Below are 15,610 nucleotides of genomic sequence, written 5' to 3' on the forward strand. Positions count from 1 at the left end.
ACGGGGTGTCCCGCCGCCGTTCCCGCCGAACCGCCCCCCGGGAGGGATGATGACCGGACCCGCGCGCGTCCCCGGCGCGGCCACGACCGGATCCGGCGCCCTGGTCGTGTACGCGAACCTCGTGTCGGACCTGGCCGTCGACCCCGCCGAACGGGACGTGCTGCGTGCCTGGGCGGAGCAGGCGCCGCGCGAGGTGTGGACCCTGCGCGAGGGCGACGTACTGCTGTCCCCCGTACCGGTCGCGGAGGAGTTCCTCCGCTACGCCTGTGACCTGACGGCCGTGCCCCGCGGATCGGTGACGGTGCTCACCGAGGCCCGGACGCGCGCCGAGGACGCCGCCGCGGTGCGCGCGGCGGCCGGCCGGCGGCCGCTGGAAGCGGTCGTCGCGACCGCGCTGGACGGCTCGGCGGTGGCCCTCGCGCGTGAGCTGGGGGTTCCCGTGGCCCCGTACGCCGGCATCGAGGAGGCCGAGGCAGCGCTGGAGGTGACGGCCCTGCTCAACACCAAGGCCGGTTTCCGCCGGGCGGCGCGGGAGCTCGGCATGCGGCTGCCCGACGGCCTGGTGTGCCGCCGGGACGGCGTGGCCGCGGCCGTGGCCGGGCTGCTGCGCTCGCACGGGCGGGTCGTCGTCAAACCGGACCGGTCCGCCGGAGGCCACGGCCTGCTCTTCCTCCCGGCCGCCGCCGGGACCTGGACGGCCGGTGACCTCGCCGCGGTCGGCGGGGAACGGGGGCTGTGGGTGGTCGAGGAGTGGATCGACGTCGCGCGGTCGGTGAGCATCCAGATGGAGACGGGGCCGCACGGGTCCCGCCCGGTGTTCAGCGGCGAGATGCGCACGGCGTCCGGTTCCTTCACGGGCTACGTCTCCCCGCTGCCCGCCTCCGTCCCTCCCGCGGTGCGGCCCGCGCTGGAGGCATGGGGCCGTGCGCTCGGCGACCGTCTCGCGGGGCACGGGTACGCGGGCCCCTTCAGCCTGGACGCCATGGTGTCCGCCGACGGTGAACTCTTCGCCGGGGAGAGCAACGTCCGCCGTACCGCCACCACCACCCCGCACGTCATGGTGACCCGCCTCGCCCGCCGCGCCGGGGCCGGGGAACCGGCCTGGGCCACGGGCACCGTCCGCGCCGGCCGTCCGTACGGCTTCGCCGAAGCCCTGGACCGGCTCCGGTCCCACCGTCTCGCCTACGACCCGGAACGCGCCGGGGGCATCGTGCTCTACGCGGGCGCGCCCAGGGACGGGCTCCGCTGGCGGTACGCGGTGATCGCCGACGGACACGACCGGCTGGCCCGGTACGAGGAGGACCTGCACGCGGCATGGTGACCGCGCGTCCGGAAGCCCGGCACCACGGGCGCCCGGAAAACCCCGTCACCACGGCCGGGGCAAGGACGCGAGCCCGTCGAGGAACCCGGCCAGCGCCCGGACGCCCAGCTCGAGGGCCCGTACCTCGACCCGCTCGTCCGGGCCGTGCCAGTGGTCCCCCGGCAGCCCCGTCCCGAAGAAGAGCACCGGAGCGTCACAGGCGCGCGAGAGCTGCGCGGCGGGGGCGGCGCCGCCGTTGCCGATGCGCCGCGCCGGCGCGCCGTACGCATCGCCCACCGCCCGCAGCAGCACCCCGAGCGCGGGATGGTCCTCGGGCGTCGCGTAGGGGTCGGAGATGGTCGGGGAGACGTCGAGGCCGTAGTGGAAGTCCGGCTGCCGGTTCCCGTCCAGCCAGGTGCGCAGCTGCCCCGCCACCTCCTCGGCCCGCTGCCCGGGGACCAGCCGGAGCAGGACGTCGGCAGCGGCCTCCGCCGGGATCAGCCCGAGCGAGGGGACACCCCCCGCGCCGGTCGTGAGGCGGGCGACCTCCACGGAGGGCCGCGTCCACAGGCGCCGCGGCACCCCGAACCCGGCCTCGCCGTCGGCCCGGAACGTGCCCGTCTCGGCGAGCCAGTCGGACAGGCGGAAGGGCAGGGTGTCCAGCGAGGCCCGCAGGGCGGGTGGGGGATCCGGCACCGCGTCGTAGAACCCGGGCAGGGCGACGCGCCCGCGGGCGTCGCGCAGCAGGTCCACCAGCCTGCACAGTTCGAAGACCGGGTTCGCGGCCGCGCCGGAGAAGGCACCGCTGTGGAGGTCCCGCCGGGCACCCCGGACGGTGAGGGAGGCGGTGACGGAGCCGCGGACCAGGGTGCAGACGGTCGGCTCCTCCAGTGACCAGAGCATGGTGTCGGAGACCATGACCACATCGGCGGCGAGCTCGCCGGCGTGCTCCGACAGCAGCTGGGCGAGGTGCCCGGAGCCGATCTCCTCCTCGCCCTCGACCAGGTACTTCACGGTCACGGCGGGCGCCGGACGTTGCCCCAGGTGGGCGCGCAGCGCCCACAGGTGGCACATGACCTGGCCCTTGGCGTCGGAGGCGCCGCGCCCGTACAGCCGGCCCGCACGGAGCCGGGGGGTGAACGGCGCGGTCACCCGCCACTCGGACGGATCGGCGGGGTGGACGTCGTGGTGGCTGTACACCAGCAGCACCGGGGCGCCGGGATCGGCCGCCGGCCAGCAGCCGTACACGGCCGGCAACCCGTCGGTCTCCCACACTTCGGCCCGGGGCCAGCCCGCCCCGTGCAGCGCGTCCACCAGCCAGTGGGCGGAACGGCGTACCCGGGCCGCCCGGCCGGGGTCCGAGGAGACCGACTCGACGGCGACCCACTCCGCCAGTGCCGCGAGGGCCTCCGGCCCCGGTACTGGCCCATGCCCTCGCAGGTCACGGCTCATGGCGGGCGCCTGCCCCGCCCGCGTCCGCCCAACCGCCCGCGGACTCGGGACCGGGTGCGGGCCCTCGCGGTCCCTCGGGCCCGCCCCGCCGGCGAGGGCCGCGCTGCGCCGCGGTCCGCCGGGGCGGTACGGATGGGCGTGCGTGTCCGGCGGGCCTGACGGGCGTTTTCCTGCGAGGATCGAGGGGCTGGGGTCGCGTGACCGCCGCAAGCGGCCGCTCCCGTGGCCCCCGCCCCCTGTGCCCCCGGTCGGCATCCCCCCCCCGCCGGCCGGGGCCCGCCCCGGCCAGCCCACCCCCCCCGGCTGGTCGGGGCCCTTGCGTACGGGGCCTTGCGGACCGCGCGGCCCACCCGGGGCGCCGCACGGCCGCCGGCCCGCGCGGGCGTTCAGGTGTGCAAGCGGCTGTTCGGGCCGTCGTGGCTGTCGGCCGTCTCGTCGTTGAACCAGTAGTCCCCGGCGGCGAGGTAGCGGAAGGAGTGCGCGCTGTGGCGGGGGAGCGCGACGGTGGCGGCTCGGGTGCCGTCGCCACGGGGCTCGAGGGGGTGGGCGGCGGGGTTCCAGTGGTTGAAGTCGCCGACCACGCTGACCGGCCCGTCGGGAGTGTGGGCCGGGAGGACGAAGGTGACCTGGGTGCGGCCCTTGACCTGCTTGCGTTCGAGCACGGGTGTCTCCAGCGGCGAAGTGGGAGGAATGCGCCCGTGCATCCTCGCCCCGGCGCCCACCGGGCGTACGCGGACGGGGCCGCCGGCGGCGGCGGCGTCACCCGGGCAGTCGCCTGCCCGTCCGGCGCCGCCGGAGCACCGCGGCCGTCATGCCCGCGCGCAGGGCGCGCCCACGGAGGCGGCCGCTCCGCAGCCCCTCGACGACGGGCCGACCGCACCCGGCGAGCGCCGGGTCCTCAGGCGCCGCGCTGCCTGTTGCTGTGGCTGCGCAGCCGGCGGGTGTGGTCCTTGACGGCTTCGACGCGCCGGGCGAGATCGCCGTGCGCGCCGTGCAGATCGTCCTGCGTGGCGGACAGCGGTTCCACCAGGCGGGCCGCGTCATGGTGCGCGAGGGCCTTGTTGAGTTCGTCGATCCTGCCGTGCGAGCCGGCGGGCAGGTCGGTCAGTCCGATGATCTGCCCGGCCAGCTGCCGCAGCGTGCCCGCGTTCTCCCGTGCCCAGGTGGTGACGGTGCGGTCCGCGGCGCGCCGGTCCCGGACGGCCTGGACGCGCTGGTCGCCGGTGGTGTCGGCGGCCCCGGGACGGAGCCGCAGGTAGCGGCGTTCGGCTGCCTGCCTGCTGGCCACGCCGAGCGGGCCGGCCAGGTCGGCCCAGCTGGCACCGGCCGCCCGGGCGGTCTCGATCAGCGCGCTCTCCCATCCGGCGAGTTCCTCGCGCGTCTCGCGCAGGAGCCTGAGGGAGTCCAGGGCGCGGTCCGGGCCGTCCGACGGGTCGAGGGCGCCGTCGGCCCCGGCCGTGTGCACCTCGTGGATCGCCGTCCGGATGGCTTCCAAGGCGCTCGCCGCGGCCCAGAAGGAGGCCGGGGACGGCCTTCGGGGGGCGGGCGGGCCGGCCTGGGCGTCTTCACCAGAGGGGGACATGGGGCACTCCAGCCTGTTGTCGTCCATCGGATGACACCGTTGTTGTCATCGTTCCGATGACATGCTACAACAGGGGGAGATGGAAGCGCATTGGCAGTTCCTGCCTGAACCGACTGGAGGTGTTTCGCGATGTTGATGCGCACTGACCCGTTCCGCGAGATGGACCGGATCGTCCAGCAGCTGTCGGGTGCGTCCGGGACGTGGTCGAAGCCGTCCGTGATGCCGATGGACGCCTACCGCGAGGGCGAGGAGTACGTCATCGCCTTCGACCTCCCCGGCGTGAGCCCGGATGCGATCGACATCGACGTCGAGCGGAACATGCTGACCGTCAAGGCCGAGCGCCGGCCCGCCGTGAAGTCGGACGACGTGCAGATGGAGCTGTCCGAGCGGCCCCTGGGCGTCTTCTCCCGGCAGATCGTGCTCGCCGACACCCTCGACACCGAGCACATCGCCGCCGACTACGACGCGGGTGTCCTGACCCTGCGCATCCCGATCGCCGAGCGAGCCAAGCCCCGCAAGATCAGCATCAACGCGGAAGGCGGCCGCAAGCAGATCAGCGGCTGACGCCCAGGGGCCCCGGCCCGCCGCGGCGGGCGACCGGCCGCCCCGCGGAGCCGGCGAAGGACGGGACCATCCTTCCCTCCCCCTCGGCACCCGTCCTTCGCCCCCTCCACCCCCGGATCACAGACCGTTTCCGTGGAGGTCTCAGGCGATGACCCTGCGATGGGACGCGTTCCTCGACCACGTCCAGGAACGCGGTGAATACAACACCCGCCAGGAGGCGGACCGGGCGGCCCGCGTCGTACTGGCCCTGCTCGGCGCCCACCTCCTCGGGGCGGAACGGAGCGAACTCGCCGCGCGCCTGCCCGAGTCGTACGCCCTGATCCTGCTCAACCCGCTCCCCGCGGCGGAGCCCCTCAGCCCGGAACGTTTCGTCCGTGCCACGGCGGCATGGATCGAGGGCGCGTCCCAGGCCACCGCGACCTGGGACGTCTCCGCCGTCCTCAGCGTCGTCGCCGACGCCGCGGGCGAGGAACTCACCCGACGCGTCCTGTTCCAGCTCCCCGCCGGGTACGACACCCTCTTCGGCCGCCCGCAGCCCGCCTGACGGCGGGCCGCACGGCCACCCAGCCCACCCCGACCCTCACACGAGAAAGGCGTGACAGCCGTGCTCGACCAGCCCGTCCTCACCTCGCAGACGCCCGGCACGACGTACGAGCAGATGCTGGAGCAGGTCCGATACGACGGCGCCTACCCCACCACGGAGCGGGCCGCGGAAGCCGTACAGCGGGTCATGACCGCCCTCGGCCGGCAGCTCGGCGAGGACGAACGGGACGACCTCGCCCGGTGTCTCCCGCTCGAGGCCGCGCTGGCGCTCGGCGCGGAAGTCCCGCAGGCCGCCCCGCTCACGGGCTGGAACTTCGTCAAGGACCTCGCGACGCGGACCGGCCGTACTCCCGCCGTCGCCCGCTGGGAGACCGGCGCCGTCCTGACCGTCGTGGCCCGCCTCGCCGGTCCCGCCCTCCTGAACCGCCTCATCGACCGCCTGCCGGAGGGCTGGGCCCTCCTCTTCGGACAGGCCGAACTCCGCCGCGGCCAGGCGGCCTGACGGACCGCCACCGGAACGTCCCGGTGGCGGCGGAGCGGCACAGGGCGGGCCGAGGAGCCCCGCACTCCCGGACACAGCACCCCCTGCACGAACGGCGGCGAGGTGAACGCCATGGACCGCGGCTTCCGGGTCACCGCGCGACGCTACGGACCCACCGTGCACCTGACCCTGGTGGGCGAGCTCGACGCGGACACCTGGCCCGCCTCCGGGAGACCGTCGCCGGCCTGGAGGACGACACGCCGGCCGTCGTCGCCTGCGACATGCACGGCCTCGACTTCCTCGACGTCCCGGGCCTGCACGGGCTCCTCGGGCTCGCCCGCCGCCTCCACGAGCACGGAACCGCGTTCTTCGCCTACGGCTGGCAGCAACAGCCCCGCCTCCTCCTCGACCTCGCCGACGGGCTGCTCCCCTCCACCGGCCCCGCCCCGCCCCGCCCGGCGGCGCCGCCCCGACCCGTCTGCTGCGCCGCACCCTCGGCGACACCGCCTCCTCCCACCGCACGGCCGGCACCGAGGCGGCCCGCCCCGCCCCGGGCCCGGCCGGCACCATCCCGGCGCCCGGCCGCACCCACGGCCCGGCCGCCGGCCAGGGGGCGACGCCGCGCCCCGCCGAGCGTGAAAGCATGAGGCCATGCCCCTCCGACACCCCGCCGGCCACTACGCCGTCACCACGGTGTACTCCGTGGCCGATGACGCCTGGTACCTCGAACTGGAGCGTGCCGCCGAGCAACTCCACCTGGCGACCGCGATCGTCCCCGACGAGGACCCGGCACGGGAACCGACGGTGCGTTTCCACCCTCGCGGGCGGCACCTGGAAGTCCCCCACGACGTCATGCGCTGGTTCATGGACCAGGTCGACGCGGAGATCCGTTCCTCCCGTGCCTGGATGCGCCTACGGCCCGAACTCGTCGAGGTCATTCACCGACTGCGCCAGGAACACAGGGGTTTCGTCGACGACGAGGACTTCCCCCAGGTCCTGGCCGAGATACGGGCAGCACTTCCGGAAGCGGACCTCCCCACTGTCCTCTCGGCCGCCTTCGGACCGAGTCCGGACGGCACACCCCGCGGGCCGTCCGCGAGCGCCGGCGGATGAGCAGACCGACGGCCGGACGGGAGGAACCGGCTCCGTTCCGCCGCCAGGTCGGACCTGCCGCGGACTAACCTGGGCCCCTGTGAACCGAAGACGGCAGAAGAAACTGACGAGGCAACTCGTCGCAGCTGCGATGTTCGGACGGACCGACCGTGTCCGAGCCCTCCTGCGGGCCGGCGCTCACCCGGAGACGGCCGACGCGGAGGGCACCACCCCTCTGTACGCGGCATCCGTGCACGGGGCTCTCGACGCCGTCCGCTCCCTCCTGACGGCCGGCGCCTCCCCGAACGCCGAAAGCGGACGCGGCACCGAGGGCACCCCCCTGTGCGCGGCCGCGTGCTGGGGCCACACCGACGTGGTGCGCGAACTCCTCGCCCGGGGCGCCGACCCGAACCTCCGGGAGGACCACGGCACGGGGCGTACCCCGCTCGGCTGGGCGCTGGCGGGCCCGCACCAGGAGACGGCCGAGGCGCTCCTCGCGGCAGGAGCACACCCGCACGCACCGGCTGGATGAGCGCCCGCGAGGGGTGATGTCGGGGAGCCTGCTACGGTCTTCCGGGCACGCGGGACGCGCGCCGACACGGACCGGGAACAGGGAGGTTGATGAATATGGCCGTCGACGGCCTTTCTCGGCATGCCCTTTTCCGGACCGTGCGCTGACGCGACGCGGTCCGGTCGTTCCGAACGACCTGGAGACAACCGTGCGTCACGCACCTTCGAACGACCTCACCGATCTGACCACCGAGCGGCTGGTGCTCCGCGGCTGGACGCCCGAGACCATCGCCGCCGTTCTCACCGGCACCGGCACCGGCACCAGGACCGAGGCGCGGGCCGGCTCCCGGCCGGCCGGCTGGGCCGAGGACTTCCCCGCCGACGGCGACCGCGTCATCGCGGGACTCCTGGGCGACCACCCCGACTGGCTCGGCCCGTACGGCCACCGGCTGATCGCCGAACGGGACAGCGGCCTCGTGGTGGGCTCGATCGGCCTGTTCTGGCCGCCGGACGAGGGCGTCCTGGAGCTCGGTTACGGCGTGGTCCCCTCCCGCCGGGGACGGGGCTACGCCACGGAGGCCACCCGGGCGCTCGCCGCGCACGCCCTGGCCGCGCCCGGCGTCCACACGGTGGCCGCGGCGGTGGAGACCGCGAACCCGGCCTCCGTCCGCGTCCTGGAGAAGGCCGGTTTCGAACGGTACGAGACCTCGCGCGCCGAGGACGGCGGCGAGTCGGCCCGCTACCGGATGACCTCGGCGCCGGAGCACCGCCGGCAGTGAGAAGTGCGGCCGGCGGCGGTCGAGGCGGACCGCCGCCGGCCCCCCAGGGATCCCCGGCGACGACGTCACGGGGCGGGCGGTGCGACGGCTGTCGGAGGCACCGTGCATGATCAGGGGCCTTTGCACCGTTCCCGAGGGGGATTCCGATGAGACGCTCCGCACCCGTACCCGCCACCATGGCCGCCCTGCTCGCACTCGCCGCCACGGCCGGCTGCGGCGGGCAGGCCGCGAAGGCGAGCGCCGGGGCCGCGGCGAAGCCCGCCGCCGGCCCCGCGACGAGCAGCCCGCCGGCCCCCGTCAAGGCGCCCCCGCTCTCGGCGGAGGAGGCACGGGGCGTGGTCAAGGACCTCACCCTGAAGGTCGAGGCCGACAACTTCGACGCCGCGTACTGGAAGGGCGTCACCGAGGGCCCGCTGCTGGAGCAGCAGCTCGCCGTCGTGGAGACCGCCAAGAAGTACGGCACCGGCCGGGAGCCGGGTCCCGCCGGCGCTCCCGAGACGGACCCCGCGGTGCACACGTGGACCACCGGCGACGACGACGGCAGCGACCGGTGGATCCTGGCAGCCCACGAGGTCCAGGGCCACACCGTCGGCGCCGCCGGGAAAGAGGCGGTGCTGCGCTGGTCGCTGTTCCATCAGCGGCGGGCCGGCGAGCCGTGGCTCGCGGCGTTCGTCGCCCGCGCTCCCGAGCCGACGGACCTTCCCCACATAGCCGTCGGGCCCGATGGCCGGGCGGTCACCGGCGGGGACACGACGGGGCTCGGCGCCGACCCCTCGAAGGTCTGCGGGCAGTACGGCGACTACCTGCGCACCGACGCCGGTACGGGTGGGGTGAAGTGGAGCCGGGACGTCACCGAGCGGAAGGCGGCCTCCGCCGAAGGGCTGGAGGGCATGCGCACGTCGCTCGGGAAGGGCGCCAAGGCCGAGTTCGGCCTCGACGTCAACCGCACCGCGCACGGCCCCGTCTGGCGCACGACGGACGGCGGGGCGCTCGTGGCCTGCACCGCCGTCAGCACGGTGTACACGGAGCTGGGCCCGGGGCGGTCGACGACCTTCAGCAGCAGCGGCTGGTCCGGCACGACGGGTATTCCCTGGGCCTCGTACACCCAGCGGATCATGGCCCTGACCGTGCTGAAGGTGTCGGCGGGCGCTTCGGGGGAGGTCTCCGTCGCGGCCGAGTCCCACCTGCCGTACTCCTTCGAAGGCACGAAGTACACCGGCTGACCGGCGGCCGCCGGGCGGAGCACCGCTTGATCGACCGGCCGTATGCTACTTACACGTAACTTGCGGTCGAGCGTGGCCGGCCGAGCGCCGGTCCCGCCCCGATCGGCACCGACGCCGCCACGTCACGGCGACGCGATCTCGCGAACGGTCCGCCGCACCGGGCCGCCGCGGGGACCGCCGCCGGACGGCCAGAACGGAGAGCGCCCCATGCCGCAGACAGCCCACTCGGGCCGGCCCACCGCACTGGTGATCGGCGCCAGCGCCACGGGGCTCCTCGCCGCCTCCGTCCTCGCCGGGTTCGCCGAAGTGGTGGTCGTCGAACGCGACAGGCTGCCCGACGGTCCGCACGGCCGCAAGGGCGTTCCGCAGGCCCGCCACGCCCATCTGGTCTGGAGCGGCGGAGTACGGGCCTTCGACGAGCTCCTCCCCGGCTTCGTCGACGCCGTCGTCGCCCAGGGCGGCCGGCTGGTCCACATCATGGGTGACATGGTGTCCCGGGCGCCCAACGAGGTCTGGTTCCGCCGCTTCGAGGGGAGCCGCCACCGCAACCTGGTGTGCTCGCGCGACCTCCTCGACCACGCGCTGCGCGAACGCGTCCTCGGAGACCCCCGCGTCACCCTCCACGAGGACTCCACCGTCGAGTGCCTCGACGGCGGACCCGGCCGGGTCACCGGTGTCCGCGTGCGGACCGGCACCGGGACCCGGACCCGGACCCTCCACGCCGACCTCGTCATCGACGCCTCGGGGCGCGGGTCGCGCGCCCCCCAGTGGCTGGAGGCCCTCGGCCTGCCCCGCGTCACCGAGCGGCAGGTCGACGCCGGCGTCGCCTACGCCACCCGCTCCTACCGGGCCCCGGCCGCGGCCGCCGCCGGCTTCCCCCTCGTCAACGTCCAGGCGAACCCGGCCAGGACGCCAGGCCGGGGCGGCATCGTCCTGCCCGTCGAGGACGGCCGGTGGATCGTCACCCTCTCCGGTACCCGGGGCGGCGAGCCGACGAAGGATCCCGCTGCCTTCGCCGCCTTCGCCCTGGGGCTGGGCGACCCGGTCATAGGAGAGCTCCTCCGAGCGGCCGAGCCGCTGGGGGAGGTCGTGACCACGCGCAGCACCGCCAACCAGCGCCGCTACTACGAGAAGACGAAGCACTGGCCCGACGGGTTCGCCGTCCTCGGCGACGCCGTCGCCGGCTACAACCCCGTGTACGGGCACGGGCTCACCGTGGCCGCCCAGTGCGCCCTCGCCCTGAGGGACGTCCTGGGGTCCGCCGGAATATCCGCCTCCGGTACGGCCCGCCGCATCCAGCGCGCCGCGGCCCGGCCCGTATCCGGTGCCTGGGACCTCGCCGTCGGCCAGGACGCCTTCTACCCCGGCGCCACCGAGACGCCGCCGACGGCCGTCGAGAGGTTCCTCGCGCGTTTCGTCGACCGGGCCGTCGAGACCGGCGCGCGCAGCCCCCGGGCCCTCGGCGCCCTGCTGGACGTCATCAGCCTCGAGAGGCCCGCGACGCGGCTGTTCTCCCGCGACATGCTGGTGCCGATGTTCCTGGGCCCCAAGAAGCCGCACCTGCAGGGCCCGCCCCTGACCGAGGACGAGCGGAAGGCCATCGCCGGGACGGCGCCCGGCCCGGTCCGGTGATCCGGTCCCTCCGGTGATCCGCAGGCGTCCGGTGAGCGCTGGAGGGGCCGGCAACTCGCTGCCACGACTGTGGCAGTTGAGGGGGAGGGGCATGGATGCGCTGCCACTACTGTGGCAGGATGACGGTCGCAGCTGCCGCTGCTGTGGCCTGCATCCCGGTGGCACCGGGATCATCCGTCCTGTGTGATCTCGGGAGACCCACCCGTGACAGAAGCATCCTCCGTACCGCCGGCGGCCTCGGCCGGGGGTGCCGCCCGGCCGAGTCCGTACGAGCACCACGGCGTCGACGGCATCGTGCCGCGCGCGGCCCCGCTGCCCGGTCAGGGGCGCGCCGAGCCGCTCCGGTCGCCCGACGACGGTCACGGGGACGCCCGATGAGCAGCATGTACTACTACATACCCGCCCTCCTCTTCCTCGTCTCCTTCGCGATGAGGGTGCCGGGACTCGTACGGCACTGGCGCGAGCCCCTGGTCCGTTCCGTGGCCGCGGTGCTCGCCCTGGGCGCCGTCGTCTTCCTGTTAGCCGCGCCGCCGACGGTCTCCGAGGTGAACCGGCTCACCGGCGTCGCCAACTTCGCGGCTCCGCTCGTCCACGCCGTGGTCACGGCCGGGAGCGCCAGCATCATCAACCTGATGCTGACCTGGCGGGGCGGACCGGAGGACCGGCGGCTGGCGGCGACCCGCTGGTGCGCCGGGGCCTACGCCGTGGTCATCGTGCTGCTGCTGACGCTGTTCGCGCTCGGGGACGCGCCCGACGAACGCCCGCGGGACTTCGACACGTACTACGCCACCAGCCCCTACCTCCGGGAGATGATCCTCCTCTACGTGCTGGGGCACGCGGTGGCGACCGTCGTCCTGTCGTCCCTGTGCCTGCGCTGGGCCCGCGAGGTGGCCGGCCTGCTGCGTGCCGGGCTCCTCCTCATCGTCGCCGGAGGGGTGCTGAACCTGGGCTACGCCGCGTTCAAGCTCCTCGCCGTCGGTGCCCGGTGGACGGGCCACGACTGGGACGCCGCCAGTACGACGGCCGCTCCCTCCCTGGCCGCCCTGGCCTCGCTGCTCCAGTGCGTCGGCTTCGCCCTGCCCGCCGCCGGCCAGGGCCTGCTGGAGTGGTGGCACCGGCGGGCGCGCTACAGGCGGCTCGGTCCGCTGTGGGAGACCATGCGCGCGGTGATCCCGTACGAACTGGTGCCCCTGCCCCGCTGGTCGTCGCTGAGCAGGCGTCACCTGCGGCGGACCTGCGACATCCGCGACGGCCTGCGGCTGCTGGCGCCCTACCTCGGCCACGGCACGGGTCCGGCGGCCGAGCGGGCCCTCGCGGCGAGCCCCGGCGCGCTGAAGCCGGAGGCGGCCCGGCACGCGGCGCTGGTCATCGCGGCGTTCGACTCCCTGCGGACCGAGCCCGGCGAAGGCGGCGGCAGCGTCGAAACCCTGATCGACAGTGACGACGGGCTCGTACGCCTCTCCGACGCGGTCCGGGTCATGGGCGTGCTCTCCGGAGTGGCGCAGGAACCGGCACCCTCGCCGGTGCCTGGGCCAGGCCTGCGCTGAGCCCGCCCGTCATCGTCGCTTTCCTGCCACGGCTGTGGCAGGTTGGCCGGAGACTCGTGGTCGTGCAGCCACGGTTGTGGCAGGCTCGGGGGCGTAGCCGCCACCGCCGTGGCCCTGCCTCCCGGTGGCGCCGGGATGACTCGTCCTGCGTGACTTCGGGGAGACCAACCGGTGACAGAACCGACAGCCCTGCCACCCACGGCCGCCGCGCGACTGGCCTCCGTCATCGAACGGGTCGCGGACCTGGGAGCCAAGCTCGGCCGCGGCCGCGACGAGGTCCTGGACCCCGGGCGGCTGAGCCACGCCTCCGGGGTACCCCTCGACGTGGTCCGGGAGCTCCTCGCCGGGAGGGAGGCGGGGGAGCCGGACATCCACGAGCGCTTCCGCCAGCGGCTGGACCTGCTCCACTCGACGTACCTGAAGGAGAACGGCCGCAAGTACTCGCACGGCGAGATCGCCCGGGCGAGCGGGATCTCCCGCCAGCAGGTGCAGGCGCTGCTCGGCGGCGACCGCCGGCCCACCATGGACCACTGCGCCCGCCTGGAGAGGTTCTTCCAGAGACCGGCCGGCTTCCTCCAGTCCGAGGACGCCGACGCCCTCCACTGCGCCCTGACCGCCATCGAGAAGACGCTGCTCCACGAGTACAGCGAACGGAACGTCCCCGCGGCGGCCGCCGCCGGTGCCGCCGGTCCGAGCCTGTACGCCCGGCACGGCGTCGACGGCATCGCCCTGCGCGCGGCCCTGCTGCCCGACCAGGGGCGTACGAAGCTGCTCCAGTGGCTGGACGACTACATGGACGCATACGCCTCGGAACACAAGCCGGACGCGGCCGGGGACCCGCCCTGAGCCCGCCTGCCCGGGGCTGATCCCCGGCACGAGTCAAGGCGTTCGACGGGAAGACGGCACGGCCGCCCGACCGCGCCGGAGGGTTCGCCATGCGTACGCGTCCGGACCGTGCGGCCGGGTGCACGGGCCGCCCTCTTCCCCTCCATGGACCAGGGATACCGGGGAGATCCGTGTTCAAGCAGCGGGAGATGCGCAAGTCGGTCGACGGCCTGATGAGGGCCGTCAGTCACCTGGAGGCTCCCAAGCCGGCCGAGGTGATCTGCCGCGCGCTCTGCGACGCGATGGGGCGGCGCCGGGGGCGGAGGATCGACTTCCGCATGACGTCCTTCCCTCCGGGTACGGCCAGCGGGCTCGCGCTGAACCTCGGGACACAGGACCTCGTCATCGTGGAGCGCGGAACCGCGGCCGAGCACCAGATCGTCATCACCGGGCACGAGCTGCGCCACCTGGAACTGGGGCACTGCCACCAGCACGTCACCGACGGCTCCGTGGCCACCCGCCTGCTGCGTCACGACGCCGGTTCACGGCATGCCGTCGAGTCGGTGCTGGCGGCCGCCGGACGCCAGAGCCCCGTACTGCTGCTGGAGCGAGACGGGTCCGCCGCCAGGAAGCACCGGAGGGAGGAGCAGGCAGCGGAGCGCTACGGCCTCGAACTGGCTCACGCGGTACGGCACTTACTGCGGACCGGCGGTGATCACACGCTCGACCGGGGCACGCGCTCCGGCCGGATAGGGGCGGCGCTCGGCCACCACGACGGGACGAGGGGCTGACGATGTCCGACGCGACTTTCTTCCTTCCCGCGGCGCTGGGGGGAGGGGCCGCGCTGCTCAGACTTCCCGGCCTGCTGAGGAGTCCGCGCGACCCGCTCCTGCGTGCGGTCATGGCGATGCTGGTCACCGCCGTGGGCGTGTTCTTCTTCGGATCCACTTCGATGACCGCGAAGGTCAACGCGCTCACGGGCGTACCGAACTCCGCGGCGCCCTTCGTCTACTCATGGGTGATGGCGTGTTCCGCATCCGGCATCGTGCTGATCATCAACTGGCGAGGCGGCTCCCGAGAACGCATCCGGCAGGCCACCCGCTGGTGCGTCGGAACGTACGGAGCCTTCAGCGTCGCCCTCTGCGTTCTGTTCGCTCTCGGTGAGGCACCGGTCGAACGGCTGCGGGACCTGGACACGTATTACGCCGACACCCCGTACATCCGCGAGATGATCGTGCTCTATCTGGTGGGCCACACCACGGCGGCCCTCGTCATGGCCGCCTTGTGCTGGCGCTGGCGCCGGCACGTGAAGGGGGAGCTCAGGGTGGGTCTCACCCTCATGGTGACGGGATACCTCCTCACCGTCGGCTACGGAATGCTCAAGTTCGCCGCTCTGGGCGCGCGGTGGTCGGGCAAGGACTGGGACTTCCTCAGCACCGACGTCGCGCTCCGCTTCACCTCGGCGGCCGCCCCCACCATCGCGCTCGGCATGGGGTTCCCGCTCGTGGTGCAGAGCATCAAAGGGCCCTGGCGGGAATGGACCCGCTACCGGGAACTGGGGCCGCTGTCACGGCTGGTGGGCGGGCTGACGCCGGCTTCGACCGCCGTCAAGGTGCCCCTGCTCTCGTCCGTGGGGGTGAGGCGCCTGCAGCGTGAATCGCGGATCCACGACGGACTGCTCACCCTCAATCCCTACTTCGACCTCGCCCTCCGGGCCCGCGCGCTGGCCGCGGCGGTCGCCGACGGTGCCGGCTCCGACCGCGCGTCGGCGGTCGCGGACGCGGCCATGGTCGCTGCCGCCGTGGAGGCACTGCGCGCCGACCCCGAGCGCAGGGTCCTCGCGTCCTCGCGGGGCCTGCAGGAAACGGCGGGCGAGGACCGCGACCTCGTCCGCATCTCTCAGGCACTGTCCCGCCCCTCCCGGCAGGGCGTCCCCAGGCCGAGCGCCGAGGGGGCCCACGCGTGACACTCGCCCTCACACCACCCCTCGGCACGGCGCCGAGGACCACGCCCACCGTCCGGATCCCCTCCCGCCCCACCGCGCACGCACGGGCCGCCGTTGTCCTCCCCGGCGGTGCGC

Annotated in this window: 18 protein-coding genes; 14 read left to right on the forward strand and 4 right to left on the reverse strand. The window is 74.4% G+C overall.

Going from position 1 to position 15,610, the window contains the following annotated elements:
• Positions 1-49: 49 nt before the first annotated feature.
• Positions 50-1,321 carry a preATP grasp domain-containing protein gene (locus ACZ514_RS04785; protein WP_469124114.1) on the forward strand — a complete coding sequence of 424 codons (1,272 nt, stop codon included), beginning with the start codon at positions 50-52 and terminating at the stop codon, positions 1,319-1,321.
• Positions 1,322-1,366: 45 nt separating this feature from the next.
• On the opposite strand, the gene ACZ514_RS04790 is transcribed toward ACZ514_RS04785, so the two are convergent.
• From ACZ514_RS04790 to ACZ514_RS04800, 3 genes are all read right to left on the reverse strand, one after another.
• On the reverse strand, positions 1,367-2,752 hold the full coding sequence (locus ACZ514_RS04790; RefSeq protein ID WP_468173759.1) for a M20/M25/M40 family metallo-hydrolase: 1,386 nt from the start codon (positions 2,750-2,752) through the stop codon (positions 1,367-1,369).
• Positions 2,753-3,138: 386 nt separating this feature from the next.
• Positions 3,139-3,414, reverse strand: coding sequence for an isoamylase early set domain-containing protein (locus ACZ514_RS04795; protein ID WP_468173757.1), 276 nt, complete (start codon positions 3,412-3,414; stop codon positions 3,139-3,141).
• 236 nt (positions 3,415-3,650) lie between these two features.
• On the reverse strand, positions 3,651-4,361 hold the full coding sequence (locus ACZ514_RS04800; RefSeq protein WP_468694426.1) for a type III effector protein: 711 nt from the start codon (positions 4,359-4,361) through the stop codon (positions 3,651-3,653).
• A gap of 102 nt (positions 4,362-4,463) precedes the next feature.
• Between ACZ514_RS04800 and ACZ514_RS04805 the strand changes: the two genes are divergently transcribed.
• From ACZ514_RS04805 to ACZ514_RS04815, 3 genes are all read left to right on the forward strand, one after another.
• Positions 4,464-4,898 carry an Hsp20/alpha crystallin family protein gene (locus ACZ514_RS04805; protein ID WP_468173753.1) on the forward strand — a complete coding sequence of 145 codons (435 nt, stop codon included), beginning with the start codon at positions 4,464-4,466 and terminating at the stop codon, positions 4,896-4,898.
• 148 nt (positions 4,899-5,046) lie between these two features.
• A complete protein-coding gene (locus ACZ514_RS04810) occupies positions 5,047-5,442 on the forward strand; it encodes a DUF2267 domain-containing protein (RefSeq protein WP_468173751.1) in 396 nt (131 codons plus the stop codon).
• A gap of 60 nt (positions 5,443-5,502) precedes the next feature.
• Entirely contained in the window at positions 5,503-5,943 is a 441-nt protein-coding gene (locus ACZ514_RS04815) for a DUF2267 domain-containing protein (protein WP_469124195.1), read from the forward strand.
• A 143-nt stretch (positions 5,944-6,086) separates the two neighbouring features.
• Here ACZ514_RS04815 and ACZ514_RS04820 read toward each other — a convergent pair whose 3' ends face one another.
• Positions 6,087-6,311, reverse strand: coding sequence for a hypothetical protein (locus tag ACZ514_RS04820; protein WP_469124115.1), 225 nt, complete (start codon positions 6,309-6,311; stop codon positions 6,087-6,089).
• 262 nt (positions 6,312-6,573) lie between these two features.
• Here ACZ514_RS04820 and ACZ514_RS04825 point away from each other — a divergent pair, with 262 nt between their 5' ends.
• From ACZ514_RS04825 to ACZ514_RS04870, 10 genes are all read left to right on the forward strand, one after another.
• On the forward strand, positions 6,574-7,035 hold the full coding sequence (locus ACZ514_RS04825) for a hypothetical protein (RefSeq protein WP_468173747.1): 462 nt from the start codon (positions 6,574-6,576) through the stop codon (positions 7,033-7,035).
• Positions 7,036-7,114: 79 nt separating this feature from the next.
• Complete coding sequence (locus ACZ514_RS04830) at positions 7,115-7,546, forward strand: ankyrin repeat domain-containing protein (protein ID WP_468173745.1); 432 nt, start codon at positions 7,115-7,117, stop codon at positions 7,544-7,546.
• A gap of 187 nt (positions 7,547-7,733) precedes the next feature.
• Complete coding sequence (locus tag ACZ514_RS04835) at positions 7,734-8,303, forward strand: GNAT family N-acetyltransferase (RefSeq protein WP_468173743.1); 570 nt, start codon at positions 7,734-7,736, stop codon at positions 8,301-8,303.
• A gap of 146 nt (positions 8,304-8,449) precedes the next feature.
• Positions 8,450-9,526 carry a DUF8094 domain-containing protein gene (locus ACZ514_RS04840; protein WP_469124116.1) on the forward strand — a complete coding sequence of 359 codons (1,077 nt, stop codon included), beginning with the start codon at positions 8,450-8,452 and terminating at the stop codon, positions 9,524-9,526.
• Between the two features lie 207 nt (positions 9,527-9,733).
• The gene (locus tag ACZ514_RS04845) at positions 9,734-11,158 is read left to right on the forward strand and encodes an FAD-dependent oxidoreductase (protein WP_469124117.1); all 1,425 of its coding nucleotides are present in this window, start codon (positions 9,734-9,736) and stop codon (positions 11,156-11,158) included.
• Positions 11,159-11,362: 204 nt separating this feature from the next.
• Positions 11,363-11,536: a hypothetical protein gene (locus ACZ514_RS04850; protein ID WP_469124118.1), complete on the forward strand. Its 174-nt coding sequence runs from the start codon at positions 11,363-11,365 to the stop codon at positions 11,534-11,536.
• Positions 11,533-12,705, forward strand: a complete 1,173-nt coding sequence (locus ACZ514_RS04855; RefSeq protein ID WP_468694409.1) for an MAB_1171c family putative transporter — start codon at positions 11,533-11,535, stop codon at positions 12,703-12,705. The genes ACZ514_RS04850 and ACZ514_RS04855 overlap by 4 nt, the downstream gene beginning before the upstream one ends.
• 171 nt (positions 12,706-12,876) lie before the next feature.
• Positions 12,877-13,551: a helix-turn-helix domain-containing protein gene (locus tag ACZ514_RS04860; RefSeq protein ID WP_468173733.1), complete on the forward strand. Its 675-nt coding sequence runs from the start codon at positions 12,877-12,879 to the stop codon at positions 13,549-13,551.
• Between the two features lie 170 nt (positions 13,552-13,721).
• Positions 13,722-14,321, forward strand: coding sequence for a toxin-antitoxin system, toxin component (locus ACZ514_RS04865; RefSeq protein ID WP_468173731.1), 600 nt, complete (start codon positions 13,722-13,724; stop codon positions 14,319-14,321).
• 2 nt (positions 14,322-14,323) lie between these two features.
• Positions 14,324-15,496 (forward strand): MAB_1171c family putative transporter, encoded by a 1,173-nt coding sequence (locus tag ACZ514_RS04870; RefSeq protein WP_469124119.1) that lies wholly within the window; start codon positions 14,324-14,326, stop codon positions 15,494-15,496.
• Positions 15,497-15,610: the final 114 nt, after the last annotated feature.

The sequence above is a fragment of the Streptomyces sp. NPDC034086 genome, assembly GCF_055575515.1.

What these genes read in the sequence shown, in the direction of transcription:
- ACZ514_RS04800 (WP_468694426.1), bottom strand. Translation starts at nt 4,361, where the DNA reads ATGGACGACAACAGGCTGGAGTGCCCCATGTCCCCCTCTGGTGAAGAC.
- ACZ514_RS04855 (WP_468694409.1), top strand. Translation starts at nt 11,533, where the DNA reads ATGAGCAGCATGTACTACTACATACCCGCCCTCCTCTTCCTCGTCTCC.
- ACZ514_RS04845 (WP_469124117.1), top strand. Translation starts at nt 9,734, where the DNA reads ATGCCGCAGACAGCCCACTCGGGCCGGCCCACCGCACTGGTGATCGGC.
- ACZ514_RS04790 (WP_468173759.1), bottom strand. Translation starts at nt 2,752, where the DNA reads ATGAGCCGTGACCTGCGAGGGCATGGGCCAGTACCGGGGCCGGAGGCC.
- ACZ514_RS04825 (WP_468173747.1), top strand. Translation starts at nt 6,574, where the DNA reads ATGCCCCTCCGACACCCCGCCGGCCACTACGCCGTCACCACGGTGTAC.
- ACZ514_RS04810 (WP_468173751.1), top strand. Translation starts at nt 5,047, where the DNA reads ATGACCCTGCGATGGGACGCGTTCCTCGACCACGTCCAGGAACGCGGT.
- ACZ514_RS04805 (WP_468173753.1), top strand. Translation starts at nt 4,464, where the DNA reads ATGTTGATGCGCACTGACCCGTTCCGCGAGATGGACCGGATCGTCCAG.
- ACZ514_RS04870 (WP_469124119.1), top strand. Translation starts at nt 14,324, where the DNA reads ATGTCCGACGCGACTTTCTTCCTTCCCGCGGCGCTGGGGGGAGGGGCC.
- ACZ514_RS04840 (WP_469124116.1), top strand. Translation starts at nt 8,450, where the DNA reads ATGAGACGCTCCGCACCCGTACCCGCCACCATGGCCGCCCTGCTCGCA.
- ACZ514_RS04785 (WP_469124114.1), top strand. Translation starts at nt 50, where the DNA reads ATGACCGGACCCGCGCGCGTCCCCGGCGCGGCCACGACCGGATCCGGC.